16 protein-coding genes and 3 pseudogenes are annotated in these 18,826 nt (G+C 58.4%); 11 read left to right on the forward strand and 8 right to left on the reverse strand.

From position 1 onward, the window contains the following. Window positions 1-13 precede the first annotated feature (13 nt). The 6 genes from ACQG19_RS11155 (at window position 14) to atzF (ending at window position 8,514) form a co-directional block, all read left to right on the forward strand. Window positions 14-829: an ABC transporter permease gene (locus ACQG19_RS11155; RefSeq protein WP_013096806.1), complete on the forward strand. Its 816-nt coding sequence runs from the start codon at window positions 14-16 to the stop codon at window positions 827-829. Then, window positions 826-1,602 carry an ABC transporter ATP-binding protein gene (locus tag ACQG19_RS11160; protein ID WP_222168332.1) on the forward strand — a complete coding sequence of 259 codons (777 nt, stop codon included), beginning with the start codon at window positions 826-828 and terminating at the stop codon, window positions 1,600-1,602. The genes ACQG19_RS11155 and ACQG19_RS11160 overlap by 4 nt, the downstream gene beginning before the upstream one ends. Before the next feature lie 11 nt (window positions 1,603-1,613). Further along, window positions 1,614-2,321, forward strand: coding sequence for an urea amidolyase associated protein UAAP1 (locus tag ACQG19_RS11165; protein WP_044159424.1), 708 nt, complete (start codon window positions 1,614-1,616; stop codon window positions 2,319-2,321). Between the two features lie 10 nt (window positions 2,322-2,331). Further along, window positions 2,332-2,964 (forward strand): urea amidolyase associated protein UAAP2, encoded by a 633-nt coding sequence (locus tag ACQG19_RS11170; protein WP_013096803.1) that lies wholly within the window; start codon window positions 2,332-2,334, stop codon window positions 2,962-2,964. A gap of 151 nt (window positions 2,965-3,115) precedes the next feature. Then, window positions 3,116-6,718 carry an urea carboxylase gene (uca, locus tag ACQG19_RS11175; RefSeq protein ID WP_246931897.1) on the forward strand — a complete coding sequence of 1,201 codons (3,603 nt, stop codon included), beginning with the start codon at window positions 3,116-3,118 and terminating at the stop codon, window positions 6,716-6,718. Next, a complete protein-coding gene (gene atzF, locus ACQG19_RS11180; protein WP_128310784.1) occupies window positions 6,715-8,514 on the forward strand; it encodes an allophanate hydrolase in 1,800 nt (599 codons plus the stop codon). The genes uca and atzF overlap by 4 nt, the downstream gene beginning before the upstream one ends. Window positions 8,515-8,528: 14 nt before the next feature. Here the strand turns inward: atzF and dmsD are convergent, their stop codons facing one another. The 4 genes and pseudogenes from dmsD to ACQG19_RS11200 all read right to left on the reverse strand — a co-directional run. After that, entirely contained in the window at window positions 8,529-9,143 is a 615-nt protein-coding gene (gene dmsD / locus ACQG19_RS11185; RefSeq protein WP_020688218.1) for a Tat proofreading chaperone DmsD, read from the reverse strand. A 42-nt stretch (window positions 9,144-9,185) separates the two neighbouring features. Further along, window positions 9,186-10,040 carry a dimethyl sulfoxide reductase anchor subunit family protein gene (locus ACQG19_RS11190; RefSeq protein WP_040023152.1) on the reverse strand — a complete coding sequence of 285 codons (855 nt, stop codon included), beginning with the start codon at window positions 10,038-10,040 and terminating at the stop codon, window positions 9,186-9,188. Between the two features lies 1 nt (window position 10,041). Further along, a complete protein-coding gene (locus tag ACQG19_RS11195; RefSeq protein ID WP_246931895.1) occupies window positions 10,042-10,659 on the reverse strand; it encodes a DMSO/selenate family reductase complex B subunit in 618 nt (205 codons plus the stop codon). A gap of 10 nt (window positions 10,660-10,669) precedes the next feature. Next, window positions 10,670-11,704, reverse strand: a pseudogene (locus ACQG19_RS11200) (molybdopterin dinucleotide binding domain-containing protein); the annotation flags it as partial. Between the two features lie 367 nt (window positions 11,705-12,071). On the opposite strand from ACQG19_RS11200, the pseudogene ACQG19_RS11205 reads away from it, so the two are divergent. The 4 genes and pseudogenes from ACQG19_RS11205 to ACQG19_RS11220 form a co-directional block, all read left to right on the forward strand. Continuing rightward, window positions 12,072-12,281: pseudogene (locus tag ACQG19_RS11205) on the forward strand (hypothetical protein); the annotation flags it as partial. Then, window positions 12,271-12,768 (forward strand): hypothetical protein, encoded by a 498-nt coding sequence (locus tag ACQG19_RS11210; RefSeq protein ID WP_044068512.1) that lies wholly within the window; start codon window positions 12,271-12,273, stop codon window positions 12,766-12,768. The pseudogene ACQG19_RS11205 and the gene ACQG19_RS11210, both read left to right, overlap by 11 nt. Window positions 12,769-13,085: 317 nt before the next feature. After that, window positions 13,086-13,577, forward strand: coding sequence for a hypothetical protein (locus tag ACQG19_RS11215; protein ID WP_246931893.1), 492 nt, complete (start codon window positions 13,086-13,088; stop codon window positions 13,575-13,577). Window positions 13,578-13,651: 74 nt separating this feature from the next. Further along, complete coding sequence (locus tag ACQG19_RS11220) at window positions 13,652-14,641, forward strand: hypothetical protein (protein WP_246931892.1); 990 nt, start codon at window positions 13,652-13,654, stop codon at window positions 14,639-14,641. Between the two features lie 542 nt (window positions 14,642-15,183). Here ACQG19_RS11220 and ACQG19_RS11225 read toward each other — a convergent pair. Continuing rightward, window positions 15,184-16,608 (reverse strand): annotated as a pseudogene (locus ACQG19_RS11225) (molybdopterin-dependent oxidoreductase); the annotation flags it as partial. 146 nt (window positions 16,609-16,754) lie between these two features. Then, window positions 16,755-17,048 (reverse strand): DUF1161 domain-containing protein, encoded by a 294-nt coding sequence (locus ACQG19_RS11230; RefSeq protein ID WP_013096796.1) that lies wholly within the window; start codon window positions 17,046-17,048, stop codon window positions 16,755-16,757. 105 nt (window positions 17,049-17,153) lie between these two features. Between ACQG19_RS11230 and ACQG19_RS11235 the strand changes: the two genes are divergently transcribed. After that, entirely contained in the window at window positions 17,154-17,864 is a 711-nt protein-coding gene (locus tag ACQG19_RS11235; protein WP_014831730.1) for a YnfC family lipoprotein, read from the forward strand. A 17-nt stretch (window positions 17,865-17,881) separates the two neighbouring features. Here the strand turns inward: ACQG19_RS11235 and speG are convergent, their stop codons facing one another. Beyond that, a complete protein-coding gene (gene speG, locus ACQG19_RS11240) occupies window positions 17,882-18,439 on the reverse strand; it encodes a spermidine N1-acetyltransferase (RefSeq protein WP_013096794.1) in 558 nt (185 codons plus the stop codon). After that, complete coding sequence (locus tag ACQG19_RS11245; RefSeq protein ID WP_013096793.1) at window positions 18,439-18,777, reverse strand: DUF1283 family protein; 339 nt, start codon at window positions 18,775-18,777, stop codon at window positions 18,439-18,441. Before ACQG19_RS11245 ends, speG begins: the two co-directional genes overlap by 1 nt. Window positions 18,778-18,826: the final 49 nt, after the last annotated feature.

The following is an 18,826-nucleotide window of genomic DNA, read 5'->3' on the forward strand; positions in this document are numbered from 1 at the left end:
GGACGGAGTCTCCATGCGACAAATTAATCGCCATCCCACACCCGGCATGCGGCTGATGCTCGTGATGCTGCCTTTTGTCCTGCTGCTGGCCGCCTACTTTTTTGGCTCGGCGGTCAGGCTGGAGGCCAACCCGCAGGACAAGCTGCTGCCCGGCCTGCAGCAAATGCTGGACGCGCTATCCCGGATGGCGTTGACCCCGGATAAACGCAGCGGTGAATACCTGTTCTGGGTCGATACCCTGGTGAGCCTCGCGCGTCTGCTGGCGGGGCTGGCGATCGCCTCACTGATCGGCCTGTGCATTGGCGTTACCTCGGGCGTGTTTCCGCTGTGGCGTGCATCGCTCTCGCCGCTGATGACGGTGCTGTCGATGATCCCGCCGCTGGCAATACTCCCGGTGCTGTTTATCGTTTTCGGGCTGGATGAGCTGTCGAAGGTGATGCTGATTGTCATCGGCATCACCCCGATGCTGGCGCGCGATCTGGAGCACCGTGCCTGTGAAATCCCACCGGAGATCCTCATCAAAGCCCAGACGCTGGGGGCCAGTAGCTGGACGCTGGTGCTGCGCGTGGTGCTTCCGCAGCTGCTCTCCAGGCTGCTGACCTCGCTGCGCCTGCTGCTCGGGTCGGCATGGCTGTTTCTTATCTCGGCGGAGGCTATCTCCTCTACCGCCGGGCTGGGATACCGCATTTTCCTCGTACGGCGCTACATGGCGATGGATGTGATTATCCCGTACGTCCTGTGGATCACCCTGCTGGCGTGGCTGATGGATCTTGCCCTGCGTCAGTTGCATAAAACCTGTTTTCCCTGGGCGGAAGGAGGGAAGGCATGAGCTTTATCACCATCAACAATATCTGGCAGGAGTACGGCGACCATGTGGTGCTGGAACGCCTGAACCTGCAGGTGAAAGAGGGCGAGTTCTGCTCAATGGTGGGGGCGTCCGGCTGCGGAAAATCTACCTTCCTGCGTCTGCTGCTTGGTCAGGAAGCGCCCAGCCGGGGAGTGATCACCCTCGATGGCAAACCGCTGCGCGCCGAGCCGGACAGCAGCCGCGGTGTGGTGTTTCAGCGCTACTCCGTTTTCCCGCACCTCAGCGTGCTGGATAACGTCGCCATCGGTCTTGAACTGCCGCAATCGCCGCTGTTCGGGCGGCTGTTTGGGGGCAAAAAACGCGCCGTGCGTGAACGGTCGGCGGAGATGCTGGAAAAAGTCGGCCTCGGGCACGCGCTGGATAAATATCCCGCCCAGCTCTCCGGCGGCATGCAGCAGCGCCTGGCCATTGCTCAGGCATTCATCATGCAGCCGCGCGTGCTGCTGCTCGATGAGCCGTTTGGCGCGCTGGATCCGGGGATTAGAAAAGACATGCACGCCCTGTTGCTGCAGCTGTGGGGCGAAACCCGCATGACCGTCTTTATGGTCACCCACGATCTGTCTGAAGGCTTCAACCTCGGCACCCGGCTACTGGTGTTCGACAAAGTGCGCCTCGACCCGCAGGCACCGAATGCCTACGGCGCGCGCATTACCTACGACATTCCGCTCAACGAGACGCGGCTCTCCGCCCTGAGCGGAACCACGCCCGACAACGTTTATGCCTTAAGGAGGTAACAGTGAATACCATGACGATTTTACGTGAAGAGACGCTTCCCGGCGGGGGACACCTCTCGTTTGTCCTGAAGCGCGGGCAGATCCTGCGCATGACAGATACGCAAGGCAGTGCCAACGTCAGCCTGCTGATGCTCAACCCGCACGAGAAAAGCGAGCGGCTGAACCTGCCCGACACGCTGAAAGGCCAGCACACCGCGCGCCTCACCGCCGGACACTGCTTTTACTCCGACATGGGCCGCGTACTGGCGGGCATTACCGCCGACACCTGCGGCTGGCACGACCCGTTTGGCGGCGTGCTGAATGCCGCCGAAGTGGCGGAAAAATACGGTCAGGGGCGTTACCAGGAACTGCGCAACGGTTTCTACCGTAACGGTACGGACAACCTGCTGGTGGAGATGGGCAAGTGGGATCTCAACCTGGAAGATCTGCTGATGGTGGTCAATTTCTTCAGCAAGGTCACCGTGGAGGACAACGGCCAGTTCCGCTTCCACAGCGGACATTCGCAGCCGGGCAGCTACGTTGAGCTGTTCGCGCCGATGGACACGCTGATTGTCATGACCGCGCTACCGCACCCGATGGATCCCTCCCGGGAGTACGCCCCGCGCCCGGTACAGCTGAGCTGGCGGCAGGCGGAGGATGAAGAGGGGGCGATTAACGCCCTCCTGACGCGCCCGGAAAACGAACGCGCCATCACTAACACTCAACGTTTCGCCCTGTAAGGAGCCGTGTATGACCGTTGCCAGCGAAAAACATCCCCAGCATGCCAGCTTCCGCCACGTTATCCCGGCGGGGGAACCGTATCTGTTTGAAGTGAAGAAAGGCCAGACGCTACGCCTGCTCGACCTGGAGGGCAACCAGGCGGTGGACACGCTGTTTTACAATGCGGACAACCCGCGTGAGCGCTACGACGCACAGCGCACGCTGCGCCGCCAGAACAACGCTTATCTCACCCACGGCAGCGTGCTGTACTCCAACCTCGGTAACCCGCTGCTGACCATCGTGGCAGATACCTGCGGGCGTCACGATACCCTCGGTGGCGCCTGCGCGCAGGAGAGCAACACCGTGCGTTATGCTCTCGATAAACGCCATATGCACAGCTGCCGGGATAACTTTCTCTGCGCCTGCCTGCACGATGGCCGCCTGCAAAAGCGCGATATTGCCGCCAATATTAACTTCTTCATGAACGTGCCGGTGACTCCGCAGGGCGGGCTGACCTTTGAGGACGGTATCTCCGCGCCGGGGAAATATGTCGAGCTGCGCGCCGAGTGCAACGTCATCGTGCTGATCTCCAACTGTCCGCAGCTTAACAACCCGTGCAACGGCTGGAATCCAACGCCAGCGGAGGTGCTGGTATGGAACTGACACCCACCCGCTGGCAGCGCCTGCGCCAGGCCATTTATCGCCTGTTTGCAGTCCGCGCCGGACGCATTCTGCCGTAACCGCTTTTTCCCCATGGACGACCATGGGTGAGCCGATTTTCGGCGGGACGACCCGCCACGATTGAGTCTGACCTATGTTGACGACACTCCTGATTGCAAATCGCGGGGCGATTGCCTGCCGCATTCTGCGCACCCTGCGCGCCATGAAGATCCGCGGCGTGGCGGTCTATTCCGAAGCCGATCTCAGCAGCCTGCATATCCGGGAAGCGGATGAGGCGTTGAGCCTGGGCGAAGGCCCGGCGGCGAACACCTATCTGGTGAGCGAAAAGATCATCGCGGCCGCCAGAGCCAGCGGTGCGCAGGCCATTCATCCGGGCTACGGTTTTCTGTCGGAAAACGCCGCATTTGCCGAAGCCTGCGAAGCCGCAGGCATTGCGTTTGTCGGCCCCACGCCGGAACAATTGCGCCTGTTTGGCCTGAAACATACCGCCCGCGCGCTGGCGAAAGCGCACGGCGTGCCGATGCTCGAAGGCACCGGGCTGCTGGCTAACGTCGATGAGGCCGTTCACGCTGCGGCGGTAGTGGGCTACCCGGTAATGCTGAAAAGCACCGCGGGCGGCGGCGGGATCGGCATGCGCGTCTGTTACCACGCGGAAGAGCTGCGCGACGCCTTCGATGCCGTGGTGCGCCTGGGCAAGAATAACTTTAGCGACGCGGGCGTGTTTATCGAAAAATACATTGAGCGGGCGCGTCACCTGGAAGTCCAGCTGTTTGGTGACGGCAAAGGCGAGGTGATTGCCCTCGGCGTGCGCGACTGCTCGGTACAGCGGCGTAACCAGAAGGTGCTGGAAGAGACGCCCGCGCCTAACCTGCCGGACGGTATGGAGACAGCGCTGTGCGAGGCGGCGATAAAACTCGGCCAGGCGGTCAACTACCGCAGCGCGGGTACCGTGGAGTTTGTCTACGACAGCGACGCGGCCCGCTTTTACTTCCTTGAAGTGAACACCCGTCTGCAGGTAGAGCACGGCGTCACCGAGCAGGTGTGGGATGTTGATCTGGTTCGCTGGATGATTGACCTGGCGGCCGGAACGCTGCCGCCGCTGGCGGAGCTGCGCGCCAGCCTGCAACCACAAGGACACGCCATTCAGGCGCGGGTCTACGCCGAAGATCCGGGCCGTCAGTTCCAGCCGTCGCCAGGGCTACTCACCGAAGTGGTGTTCCCGGAAAACGACCGTCGCACATTGCGCATCGACAGCTGGGTGGAGTCCGGCTGCGACGTACCGCCGTTTTTTGACCCGATGCTGGCCAAAATCATCGCCTGGCAGCCAACGCGCGAGGCGGCGATCCGCGTCCTGCACACCGCGCTGGGAGAGACGCGTCTCTACGGCGTGGAAACCAACCGCAGCTATTTGCAGCAGATTTTAACCTTCCCGCCGTTCGCCCACGGCGAGCCGTGGACCCGCTGTTTAGAGACGCTGGACTATCAGGCCTTCACCCTTGAGGTGCTCAGCGCCGGGACGCAAACCACGGTGCAGGATTATCCGGGGCGCACGGGCTACTGGGCCGTCGGGGTGCCGCCCTCCGGGCCGATGGACAGCCTGGCGCTGCGTCTCGGCAACCGTCTGCTGGGCAATGAGGAGGGGGCCGCCGCGCTGGAGATCACCCTCAGCGGCCCGACGCTGAAATTTAACTGCGACGCGCAGCTGGCGGTGACCGGCGCAGCCATTGCGCTGACGCTGGACGGCGAGCCGCTGGCAAACAACCGCGTTTTCCGCGTCCGGGCGGGAAGCACGCTGCGTATGGGCGATATTCAGGGTGACGGCGTGCGCAGCTATCTCTGCCTGCGCGGCGGGTTTGAGGTGCCGGATTATCTGGGCAGCAAAAGCACCTTTACCCTCGGGCAGTTTGGCGGTCACGCCGGACGAGCACTGCGCACAGGTGACGTGCTGCATCTGTCCCCATTGACCGAACCTGTCGCGGACGGGGAGCTGCCGCAGGCCCTGCGCACCAGCCTGGATGGGGTGCGTGAGCTGCGGGTGATTTACGGTCCGCATGGTGCGCCGGAGTATTTTACGCCGGGCTATATGGCGACCTTTTTTGCCACCGAGTGGGAGGTACATTTTAACTCCAGCCGCACGGGCGTGCGTCTGATCGGCCCGAAACCGGAATGGGTACGCGACAGCGGCGGCGAAGCGGGGCTGCACCCGTCGAACATCCACGATAACCCGTACGCCATTGGCGCGGTGGATTTCACCGGCGATATGCCGGTGATCCTCGGCCCCGACGGTCCAAGCCTGGGGGGATTTGTCTGCCCGGTCACCGTCATTGAGGCGGATTTACACGCGGTTGGCCAGCTGAAAGCGGGCGATAAAGTGCGCTTTATGCCGGTGGACGTTTCCACCGCCCGACGGCTGGCGAAGGGGCAGGCGGCGCAAATCGCCAGCCTGACGCCGCAGGTCATGCCGTGGCAACCTGTCGGGCTGAGCTCGCCGGTGGTGCTGGAGGTGGGAGAGGACGATAAACGGCTGGTGGCGAGGTTATCCGGCGATACCCATCTGCTGCTGGAGATAGGCGACCCCGAACTGGATCTGGTGTTGCGTTTTCGCGCCCACGCGCTGATGCAGGCGCTGGAAACGCGCGCCCTGACGGGGATTATCGACCTCACGCCGGGGATCCGCTCCCTGCAGATTCACTATCAGCCGGAAACGCTGAGTCTGGAAGCGCTGCTGGAGACGGTGGCCGGGCTGTGGCAGGACGTATGCGGGCAGGCGTCGCTGGACGTGCCGTCGCGCGTGGTCTGGCTGCCGCTCTCCTGGGACGATCCGGCGTGCCAGAAGGCCATCGACAAATACATGACCACCGTGCGCCGGGATGCGCCATGGTGTCCGAGCAACCTGGATTTTATCCGTCGTATCAACGATCTGGCGAATATCGATGAGGTCTATAAAACGGTGTTCGATGCTCGCTATCTGGTAATGGGGCTGGGAGATGTCTACCTGGGCGCGCCGGTCGCGACACCGCTCGATCCGCGTCATCGTCTGGTGACCACCAAATACAACCCGGCACGCACCTGGACGGCGGAAAACTCGGTGGGTATTGGCGGGGCCTACCTTTGCGTCTATGGCATGGAGGGGCCGGGCGGGTATCAGTTTGTCGGACGCACGCTGCAGATGTGGAATCGCTATCACGCCGTGGAGGATTTTGGCGGCAAGCCCTGGCTACTGCGCTTCTTCGACCAGATCCGCTTTTATCCGGTCTCAGCCGAAGAGTTGCTCACCATCCGCCGGGATTTCCCGCTGGGGCGTTATCCGCTGCGCATCGAACACACCACGCTGAAGCTGGCGGAGTATCAGCAATTCCTGGCCTACGAGGCGCCGGAGATTGAGGCGTTCCGCGCGCATCAGCAGGCCGCGTTTGACGCCGAGCGTGAGCGTTGGGCCGCCAACGGTCAGGCCCATTTTGACAGCAGCGAGGTGCTGGTAACAGACGCCGAAGACGCGCCGCTGGCACCCGGACAGGCCGGGATTGACAGCCCGGTATCGGGCAACCTGTGGCAGGTAAACGTTGAAGTCGGTAACACCGTGCGCGAAGGCGATGTGCTGGTGGTACTGGAGTCCATGAAGATGGAGATCCCGCTGGTCGCAACCCAGGACGGGGTGGTCAGCCAGGTGCGCGTGCAGCCGGGTTCATCGGTGCGCGCGGGTCAGTGTGTGGTGGTCCTGGAGAAAACAGCATGAAGCACCTTTTTGATTTACGCCTTGATGTTCTGGCGCAGGCATACCGTTCCGGTCAGCTCCGTCCTCGCGCGGTTATCCTTGCCCTGCGCGAGCGCGCGCTGGCGCTGAACCCGGAATTTAACGCCTTTATTTATCTTCTCATGCCCGACGAGCTGGAGCCGTATCTGGCCGCGCTGGACGGCGTGGATCCGGCATCGTTGCCGCTCTATGGCGTGCCGTTTGCCATTAAAGACAATATCGATCTGGCGGGTATTGAGACCACCGCCGCCTGTCCGGCCTTTGCGTACCGGGCAGAGCAGGATGCGACGATAGTGTCGCAGTTGATCGCGCTGGGGGCGGTCCCGCTGGGGAAAACCAATCTCGACCAGTTCGCGACCGGCTTAAACGGCACGCGCTCACCATTTGGTGCGTGTCGCAACAGTGTGCATCCGGAGTATCCGTCCGGTGGCTCAAGCGCGGGCTCGTCGCTGGCTGTGGCGCTGGGGCTGGCGAGCTTTGCCCTGGGCACCGATACCGCCGGGAGCGGGCGCGTTCCGGCCTCTCTCAATAATCTGGTCGGGCTGAAGGCGACCAAAGGGCTGATCTCGACAGCGGGTGTGGTGCCCGCCTGCCGCACGCTGGACTGCGTAACGTTCTTCACCAGCACGGCAGCGGAGGCCAGCCAACTGCTGGCGCTGACGGCGACGAAAGACGCGCGTGATGACTACAGCCGTGCTAACCCGTCCTGGAACGGAGCGCAGGCATTTGGCGTACCGGCAGCCGGTTTTCGCTTTGGCGTGCCGGACACGCTGGAGTTTCTCGGCTGCGCAGAGAGCGAGGCGCTGTATCACACCGCAAAGGAGAGGCTGATCGCCCTTGGCGGCGTGCCGGTGACCATCGACTTTTCGCCGTTCCTGGCGGCAGCAAAACTGCTCTATGACGGCCCGTGGGTGGCCGAGCGCTACCACGTGGCGGGCGCGTTGATTGAGCAACAGCCGGACGCGGTGCTGCCGGTGATCCGCAATGTACTGCAAAAAGCGCCTGCCATGAGTGCGGTAGCGGCGTTTGAAGCGCAGTACCAGCTTCAGGCTTATAAAAGCGAGTGCGATGCCATACTGGCGGGGCTTGAGTGCGTGTTAACTCCCACTTATCCGCGCCCGGTGAGTCTGGCCGAGCTGGCGGAGGAACCGGTCAAACGCAACTCTGAGCTTGGGCTTTACACCAACTTTATGAACCTGCTTGATTACGCTGCCGTGGCGGTCCCGGCAGGGTTTATGGCCAACGGCTTGCCTTCCGGCATAACGCTGTTTGGCCGCGCGTTTACCGACCAGTATCTGCTCAGCCTGGCCGATGCGTTACAACGTCACCAAATGTTAACCCTGCCCGGCGGGCGCGAGATGCAAGGGGATGCACCTGTTTCGACCGCCACCGATGACCGGATGTATCTGGTGGTGTGCGGCGCGCACCTGGACGGGCTGGCGCTGAATCATCAACTGCGCCAGCGCGGGGCGACGTATGTAGAAGCCACCACCAGCGCCCCGCATTATCGGCTCTTTGCCCTGGCAGACGGCAAACGGCCAGGCATGGTGCGGGCAACAGAACAGGGTTCCGCAATAGCCGTAGAGGTGTGGGCGCTACCGCACAGCGAAGTGGGATCGTTTCTGGCCGGGATCCCCGCACCGCTGGGGCTGGGAAAAGTCGAACTTCAGGACGGGCGCTGGCTGACCGGGTTTATCTGCGAGGAGGCAGGATTAGAGGGAGCACAGGAGATTACGCGATTCGGTGGCTGGCGAGCCTGGCTTGCTCATCATGCGTGAGCAAGCCAGCGCGGTTAACGGTAGAGCGGTTTTTCTGCGACCGGGATCAGTAAGGTAGATTGCCAGTCCGCAAGCGTCAGCTGCGCGAGTTTTCCCAGTGCGGTATAGAACGGGTGCCCGGCGTTTTCAACAAACACGGAGAGAAAACGGGTGCTCCACGGCAGCAGGTGCCACGCCAGAAGCTGGTCGCGTTCCGTCTCGCGTCCGTTCTCAGTGAGCCACGCGGCCAGCAGCAGCAACGTACCAAAATGATCTTCCGGTTCGTTCTGCTGCATCTCAAAGGCAATCTGGTTTTCCCGCATCCACTGACGCAGGGCGAGGGTTGAATCCCCAAACAGCACGGATTCACGATCCAGCCATACGGAACCCCACGGCGGTGCGGGCAGCGCATAGGGACCAATAAACAGCCGTTGCCAGGCGTCAGTGACGGGCTCATCGGCAGATACCGTAAAGGTGTCGGCGATGGGCTGCAGCGCCGCCTGCGGCAGCGGCCAGTCCGTAACCCAGTCGCCAGCGGTCAGGGCGTTGACCAGCGGCGCAACGTGCTCGCTGTCGGGTGAATAATAAAACAGTGCGCCCAGTACCCGGGCGCTGAACGCGAACGCTTCACGCTGTGAGACATCTATCATTACAACCTTCCTTGCTCGCGCGGGCGAACCCGCGCGCCTGTGTTAACCGGCAATTGCCATACCTACCGTCATGTGCAGACCATAGAACAGACCGCGGCCGATCAGTTCACCCACGACAACCAGCGCCAGGCCTGCAAAGAGCGCAAGGGTTTTCGGCTCCTGGCGCCGGATGAGCGGGCACAGCCAGCAGCCTAATCCGGCGGCGACCAGTATGATACGGCCAACTTGCCATGCGCCATAGTCCGGCAGCAGGGCGCTGGCCTGTTGTACGGAGCTGTGTAGCGTCGCCAGTTCGTTACTCTGCAGCACAATCACCGCCACGCTCAGCAGCAGCGCCAGTACGCTCACCGATGCGGCAAACGTACCTCTGAAGGCGGTGCCAGCGGCGCGAAGCAGCAGGGCGGCAAACAGCGGGCCGCCCAGCGCCATCGTCAGGAAAAAGGCCAGCGTGGTGTAGCCGGTGTACCAGGTCGGAACCGTATCGATCTGATACACGCGGGTCATGGCCCAGACAAACACAATCCCCAGGATCTGGCTCACCACCATCCATACTTTACCCAATGCGGGCGGCATTTTACCGATAACCGACACCAGCCACCAGAAGCCACCGACGGCAAAGAAGACCGAGCCTGCCGCGATCTCGTTGCTGAGCGCCGACGCGCCAACACGGTTCAGGGAGTTAAACGCCCTGAGCGGGGAACCCAGGTGCATCACCGATGCGATAAAGCCAACGCCCATGACCAGCCATAAAAAGAACATGCTGCGCACGATGCGGGCTTTGACCGCCTCGTCACTCTCTCTCATCCATGCCAGACCGCTGACGAGCAACGCCCCGGCCACGCACTGCCCAAAAACGGTGAAGATCACCAGCGGCCATTCATGCCATCCACTTCCCATCTCACACCTCCTTCGGGTTTGCCAAATAGCCGGTGGTATCTCCCGTCGGGCGGCTGTTGGCGTTAGGATTAATCACAATGCTCGGTTTCGTGAAGTGCGCGGACGGCAGCGGCGCGACGGCCGCAAGCTGGCCGTGTTTTTTACGCAGCTCGTCAATCGGGCCGAAGTCCAGCGCGCGCAGCGGACAGGACTCCACGCAAATCGGCTTTTTGCCCTCTGCGACGCGGTCATGGCAGCCGTCGCACTTGGTCATGTGGCCTTTGGCGGCGTTGTACTGCGGCGCACCGTACGGACAGGCCATATGGCAGTAGCGGCAGCCGATGCAGACATCCTCATTCACCACCACAAACCCGTCGTCGCGCTTGTGCATCGCCCCGCTCGGGCACACTTTGGTGCAGGCCGGATCTTCACAGTGGTTACAGGCAATCGACAGGTAATAGGCAAAGACGTTCTGATGCCAGACGCCGTTATCCTCCTGCCAGTCGCCGCCCGCATATTCGTAGATCCGGCGGAAGCTGACGTCCGGGGTCAGGTCTTTGTAATCCTTGCAGGCCAGCTCGCAGGTTTTGCACCCGGTGCAACGGCTGGAGTCAATAAAAAATCCATACTGGGTTGTCATCGGTTACTCCTTACGCCTTCTCGATCTGCACCAGATTGGTGTGCTGCGGGTTGCCTTTTGCCAGCGGTGACGGGCGATGGGTGGTCAACGTGTTGATGCATGAGCCGTGGTCGATCCGATCGCCGTTCATGTTGGCGTCGTGCCAGGCCCCCTGGCCCATCGCGCTGACGCCGGGCATGATGCGCGGGGTGACTTTCGCGGCAATGCGCACTTCGCCGCGGTCGTTAAACACGCGCACCATATCGCCGTTTTGAATACCGCGTTGTGCCGCATCAACCGGATTGAGCCATACCTCCTGACGGCAGGCGGCTTTCAGCACATCCACGTTGCCGTAGCTGGAGTGGGTGCGCGCCTTGAAGTGGAAGCCAAACAGCTGCAGCGGGTATGTTTTACGCTCTGGGGCATCCCAGCCGTCAAACGTTGAGGCGTACACCGGCAGTGGGCTGATGGTTTCATCTTTTTCCAGCTCCCAGGTGGCGGCAATCTCTGCCAGCTTGCTGGAGTAAATTTCAATCTTGCCTGACGGGGTTTTGAGCGGATGGGCATCCGGATCATCGCGGAATTTTTTATACGCCACGAAGTGTCCGTTGGGATCTTTGCGCTTATAAATGCCCATTTTTTTCAGTTCGTCATAGGACGGAAGCTGCGGATCTTTCGCCAGCATTTTGGCGTACAAATACTGCAGCCACTGCGACTGTGTCCGGCCTTCGGTGAATTTCTGATGGATATCCGGCCCGAGGCGTTTCGCCACTTCGCTCATGATCCAGTAGATGGGCTTACGCTCAAACTTCGGCGCGGTGACGGGCTGCAGGAAAATCAGATAGCCCATGTTGCCCGCATAATCGTTCGGAATGATGTCTTCCTGCTCGACGGTCATGAGGTCCGGCAGCAGGATGTCGGCGTATTTCGCCGAAGAGGTCATAAAGTTGTCGATCACCACGATGGTTTCGCACTTGCTTTCGTCCTGCAGAATATCGTGGGTTTTGTTGATGTCGGAGTGCTGGTTGATGATGGTATTACCAGCATAGTTCCAGATGGACTCCACTGTCAGACGGATGGATGGACTTGAAGTAGTTGACTCAATGCTACTTAAGGTCCTGATATGACTGACATTAACCATGATAACACTGTATATCCATCCAGTTCTTTCTCTGGGTCTCCCTATCTGTATGGGCAAGTCTACACCTCAAGTCCTGACACAAGGCTGACACAAATCAACCTATTGGCTACGCCTCAGTTAGTCCGTAGAGCCAATGGTCGATATACTATCCGCTTCAGACTCAAGGGACAGACCACACCGTTTCTTTCAGTATCGACCCGCAGCACAGACAGGAGAGTAGCCACAATGCGTCAGAGAGAGCTTGCAGCCACAGCTAAGGCCTTCATGTTGGATAGACCTGAAGTCTCACTACAGGAGCTTGAAGCACATCTCTAACGCGATGATGCAGGTGGAGAGCAAATGGTCTCGCCGACTTCAGGTCCTAACTGAGGATTACGAAAACGGCACCTTTGATAAGCTGGTCCCACCTGATACCGAACGTCTTCAGGCGAAAGCTGACCAAGAGCAGCGCTTCAAGTCCTTTGCCGAAGCTCTGGCAGGAGGTGCCTCTTATGACTTCTGACAATAAGCAGGAATACACCATTCATATCTTCGGTCAGGACATCACCAGTCAGGACGGATTGTTTCGACTCGATGAAATTCGCCGGGTCGGCATTCAGATTGGCAAAGTAGAAGACACCGAGTCGACACAGTACAAGCGTTTTGCTCAGACCAAAGTTGGAAAGCTACTGAGGAATAGGCAGAAAATCCGCCTTATCCGAATGGGTGAACTCGGGTCTACCGTCCTTGCTGACCCCGCCGCTACTGTAGAGTTTGGTCGCTGGCTGGACTTTGAGTACGGACTGGCAGTCTCTGAAGCCTTCGTGTCTATGACCTCCAGCGCCACCGTGCAGTCTGCTGTAGCGTCTGCTGAGGACATCAAGCCGGAGACCAAGGAATTCATCCAGCGTCATGGCACAGGCCTCTACATCGCCGGACGTGAAGTCTCACAGGCTGAGTATTCAGACTATCAAGCTGTGACCGCTGGTCGCTGTGAGTGGGGTAAGTAATCATGGCTATGATTGACCCTCGCACACCTATCGGCAAAGCGACCCTTCGTTACCGTGGTCTGCCTACACGTCACCTCCTGTCTCTGCTGAGACTTGGAGTCGAAGACCCCGAGCGTCCTTTCTACAGTCGAGACGAGCTGATAGCCATGCTGGTGGACCGTGATTTGAATAATCAGTTACGCCGAGCGTTTGCTAAGCAGTCCTGACCATACCATACCTAATTTAAACACCTTTTGAGATGACCGATGCGGGGAGACCCGTAGGCGCTACTGCGTCTGCGATACCGATAGTCTCAACTCTCAAGAGGAGTATTCATTATGTTGTTCAATAACCAAGACTGGAAACTGTCTGTCACCGACATCAATCTCTACGAAAACACTGTGAGTCTGGACGGTCAGTCCTACCCACTGTCCTTCGCTATTAAGACCCTGATTCCGGGCTACCTGTCAGGACTGCCTGCCACCAGCCGCGAGTCCATGGAATTACTGGAAGCTCTGGCTGAAGCTGGCGTGACCATTGGAAACTTCTTCAGCAATGACCTGATGACCGCCTACCAACGTCGCCAGCAGAACAAGCGAGCCGAGGCTGAGCGTATCGCTAAAGAGCAGCGCATTCAGGCTGAGCGTATGCGTGAAGAGAACATGACCGATGCAGAGTGGCAGAAAGAGCTACAGCGCCGCAAACAGGTCAAAGCTGAGCGCCGGACCTATGGTGAGAACCTCCGCAGTGCTACCCATTCCGCTGGTCGCTCCCGTGCCGCTATTGTCGCTGACATTGAGTCAGGCGGTAACTGGATGGACAGCCTCTAAGACAGACACACAAGTGGTCCTGACCTGATGTCGGGACCCACAGTATCTAAAACTAATTTAGGAGATTGATTATTATGACCATGATTAAAGATAGCTATCAGTTCGGCATTGAGCCAGTACGTATCACCGACACCGACAACATTCAGGTTAACGAAGGTCTGCCAACTAACGCTGACCCGCAGGTCTATGCCCTCCAGTTAGCTAAGACGGTTAAGGCTATGCTGAACGGTGTACTTAAAGACGCTCAAGAGAACATCCCGTTCCCTGTAGAAGTCCTGCCTACCCGCAATAGCCTGCCTACCCCAATCATTGCTCACACTCTGGCTGACCGCTCTGTGGTCGTTCCTGTCCGTGGTGGTAAGCGACCTGAAGTCGTGACCGCTCCGTCTGGTCAGGAGATTGTGGTAGAGCCTATTGAGCAAGCTATCCTCGCGTCTCACCAGACCAAGCTATGGGACGTCAAGTCTTCCACTGGTTTCACTCAGGGTACGCTCCAGCAGGACGCTATGAACATCTGTGAGAATGTGGTCCGTACCATCAACGCTCGCATGGTTGACGTTCTGGAGTCCTCCAAGCTGCTGAAGACCGTAGAGCTGCCAGTCCTGACTGGAAGCCTGACCACTAAGGCAGACGCTATCATGGACGCTCTGTTTGAGAACACCGAGTCCTCTTTCGGCTCTGAAGTGTCTGATTACGGCATCATCGCCCATGAGTCCCAACTGAAAGCGCTGTCCCGTCTGGCTGCTAAACAGGGCTTCTCTGGTGAAGACGCTATCGTGGATATGCTGGGTACCGACATCGCGTATTACAACGGTGAGGACAAAGGTGTGTTCATGCTGGCTAAACGCTTCACGGCCCTGAGCTTCGGCTGCTTCCGTCACGACGGTGAGAATATTACGGTCGTCCTTTCACGTGATGGCGACTCTCAGTCCCACGACTTGGAAATCCTCGGTAAAGTGTTCGTTGTCGCTGAAGCTGCTACGACCGTCAAGATGGGCACTGGCTCAGCTACTGCCGTCCTGCCTGTAGTCAAACGCCTGAAGTTCACCAAGACCGAAGCGTAAGACCAATGGGTAAGAGGTAAGTCTGGACTGAATATCAGCAGGACTTCAGGTGGTGGGTTATCACTGTGATTAACTAACTATGGTCTGGACCAATGGTCTGGACCTGTTGTTAATGTAATAATATAACATAACAGATAAGGAGGGCTTTATGTCTATGACTTCCGCAGACCTGAAGTCCCTCCTGACTCTGGTCTATAAACTCGTGTTCCTCTCTGTGGGTCTCTACATGGTCCTCTCTGGTCGACTCGGTGTGGATGTGTTCGACACTCTGTCTAAGGCTGTGGGTGGACTTCTAGGTCCTTAGGTTTGGACTCACAGTGGGACCGATGGTTTCTGACAGAAAAATGTGAATGACCATCTAATACATTAAGCCAGCAGACTTCCCCCCATAGGCCCACCTCAAGTCCAGACCGAGGCCACCGGGGGTCCTGACCAGCCGTCTAGACATCCAGTCTAATGACACAAGTCTGGCACAAAGAATGACACAAGGTCTTGACTCAATGCAGGACCTCAGGCCTACTAAGGGTCCGCTTCAAGTCCTTGTAGTTCCAGATGAACTTGATCGGCACATCCAGCTTATCCTTGCCACGCACGCCGTCGCGCAGGGCGGTCATTTCCGGGCCGCGGGCGATGGCATCCGTCCAGCTAAAGCAGGAGATCTGCGTTTTTACCGGGTTTTCCGGCAGCGGCATCCGTTCGATGGTGATGGTATAGGTCGATTCGCGCGCGCCGCTGTTACCGCCGTTGATACCCACGTTGCCGGTTAAGATCGGCAGCATGGCGATGGCGCGCGACGTCAGTTCACCGTTGGCCTGGCGCTGCGGTCCCCAGCCCTGGCAAATATAGGCGGGTTTTGCCGAGCCAATCTCGCGCGCCAGCTTGACGATGCGATCCGCCGGAATACCGGTAATGCGCGAGGCCCACTCCGGGGTTTTTGGCGTATTATCGTCGCCCTGGCCGAGAATATACGCTTTGTAGTGCCCATTAGCAGGCGCGCCTTCCGGCAGCGTTTTTTCGTCATAGCCAACGCAGTATTTATCGAGGAACGGCTGGTCAACCAGATTTTCGTTGATTAATACCCATGCAAGTCCGGCTACCAGCGCGGCATCGGTACCCGGACGAATCGGGATCCATTCATCTTCACGTCCGGCAGCGGTGTCGGTATAACGCGGGTCGATGACGATCATCCGTGCATTTGAACGTTCACGCGCCTGTTCGAGGTAGTAGGTAATTCCGCCGCCGCTCATACGCGTTTCCGCCGGATTATTGCCGAACATCACCACCAGTTTAGTGTTTTCAATGTCGGAGGTGCTGTTGCCATCATTGCTGCCGTAGGTGTACGGCATCGCGCAGGAAATTTGCGCAGTACTGTAGGTGCCATAGTGGCTCAGGAAGCCGCCGTAACAGTTCATCAGGCGCGCCACCAGCGAGGCGTAAGGGGAAGAGCGGGTGATATTGCCGCCGACAATGCCGGAGGAGTAGTTAATGTACACCGCTTCGTTGCCGTATTTTTCCACTACATTTTTCAGGCTGCGGGTCAGGGTATCCAGCGCTTCATCCCAGGAGATGCGCTCAAATTTACCTTCACCGCGTTTGCCCACGCGCTTCATCGGGTAGTTAAGGCGGTCAGGGTGATTAATGCGGCGGCGGATGGAGCGTCCGCGAAGACAGGCGCGCACCTGATGATTGCCGTAGATATCCTCCCCGGTATTATCCGTTTCCACCCAGTAAACTTCGTCGTCACGGACATGCAGGCGCAGCGCGCAGCGGCTGCCGCAGTTCACCGAGCAGGCTCCCCAGACCACTTTATCTTCAGCAGGCTGTACGGCGTTTTGCACCGCAGCAGCGGCGCTTTTCAATCCAAACGGCAACGAGATACCACCGGCGGCAAGCGCCAGAGAACCTATCGCGGTGGACTTAACGAGTGTTCGGCGGCTAATTCCACCGTGATGTTCGACATCGGACATGGCTCACCCCATCATTTTAATTGACTATTATTTTCGCCCGTGATTACAACCGGGCTAATGATGGGGTGAGTGTTACTTATTTGGAGGTATTAAATATTAATCCTCATCAATTCAAGGGGGATTGATGCAAGGAAAGTGGTTAAAAATCACTGCGGTTCGCCTTGCGGACTCTCCTGCGCGCCAGCAGCAGCCCCGCTGCCTGTGCGAGTGTACAAAATTTTGAAGGTATCATTGGCACAATGCCCAACAACCTGCGCATCAGGACGATCGGCCTGATCGTTGGGTACGATGTTCAGCGTAAAGCCAGATTCCGGCACGCCGTTGTTGATGATTTTCTGCTGAATGTCGCTTTTTACACGTTCGCAGGAATCCGGTGCCGCCAGCGCGGCGGTAGAGGCACTCATTAACAGCAGGGCGGTAATCCAGGGTAACCGTTTCATCTGTAGCTCCTTTTCTCTGTGTGTAGATTAATTTTAGCAGGGTTCGTGTAAACAACTGTATTTGCTAATATGATTGGGAATAATCTCCCTGAATCGGTAAATGATGTGAAGAAATACGCAGCGATAACGCTACTGGCCGCGACACTGGTGGGGTGCGACAACAATTCCGCGCCGCTGTCGTTCACGCCTGAGATGGCGAGTTTTTCGAATGAGTTTGATTTTGACCCGCTGCGCGGCCCGGTCAAAGACTTTACCCAGACGCTGTTTAACGACAAGGGCGAGGTCTCCAAACGGGTGACCGGGACGATGTCGACAGAAGGGTGCTTTGATACGCTTGAGCTGCACGATCTTGAAGCGAATACCGGCGTTGCGCTGGTGCTGGATGCCAACTACTACATCGATGCAGAAACCCAGCAGCGAAAAGTGAAACTGCAGGGCAAATGCCAGCTGGCCGAGCTGCCGTCTGCCGGTGTAACGTGGGATACCGATGACAACGGATTTGTGGTCGCGGCGCACGGTAAAGAGATGGAAGTGAAATATCGCTATGACGCGGACGGCTACCCGCTCGGTAAAACCACCGTTTCCGGGGATCAGCACTTATCCGTACAGTCGACACCCTCGAAGGATCTGCGCAAAAGAATGGATTACTCGGCCGTGAGTTTACTGAATGACAAACCGCTGGGGAATGTGAAGCAGAGCTGCGATTACGACCGGCACAATAACCCGGTGAGCTGCGACCTGACCATCACCGACGACAGCGTTAAACCCGCAGTTGAGCGCAAGTACAGCATAAAAAACACCATTGAATACTACTGAGAGTAAAGCCGCGCAGGTTACTGCGCGGTAGGTTTCAGCAGGCTGGCACCAGACGGTTTGTGTCCGGCCAGATGCTGGTGCTGGAAAATGCACATGCGAATGGTGTTGCGGTATTCCCCGTTGATAAAGAACTCGTGGATTAGCTCGCCTTCCACCATAAAGCCCAGCTTACGGTAGATATGGATCGCTTTTTCGTTCTCTTTATCGACGATGAGATAGAGCTTGTACAGATTCAGAACATTGAATCCGTAGTCCATCGCCAGCTTCGCCGCCCGTGAGGCCAGGCCTTTACCCTGATGTTCCGGGGAGATAATGATCTGGAATTCCGCACGACGATGCACGTGGTTGATCTCCACCAGCTCAACCAGCCCGGCTTTTTCGCCTTCACATTCCACCACAAAGCGGCGTTCGCTTTGATCGTGAATGTGTTTATCGTACAGATCGGACAGCTCGACAAACGCCTCGTACGGCTCTTCAAACCAGTAGCGCATCACGCTGGCGTTGTTGTCGAGCTGGTGGACGAAGCGCAAATCTTCGCGCTCCAGCGGACGCAGTTTAACCTCAAGACCCGGCATTACGGTGCTACCGTACGACCCGTGCGACGATCCAGGCAGCGCAGGGTGTTTGGCTCCCAGTAGGCATTAACGTTCGCGCTTTGCTGACACTTATCACGTGCGTCAAAGGCGACATCTTCTTTGTCCCACTCTTTCTCAGCACGCTTGTTCACCTTCTGACGAAGGCTGCGGGTGTCATTCCATTGTTCTTTGTCCATTGCGGCATTCTGGCGGCTCTGCGCGCTATCGCCAGACTCAATAATGAGTTTGCTGGTTTCGGCGGTAGCCGTTGCAGCGAAGGCGAGCGTTGACAGCGCCAGTGCGGCGGTCAGACAAAGGCGTTTGCTTAATGTACTCATAGCGTTTCCTTTTTGAATCGGTGCAGATAATCACATTACCCTGTTCAGA

Source organism: Enterobacter cloacae complex sp. 277I4 (genome assembly GCF_050031465.1).
GTDB classification, from domain to species: domain Bacteria; phylum Pseudomonadota; class Gammaproteobacteria; order Enterobacterales; family Enterobacteriaceae; genus Enterobacter; species Enterobacter cloacae.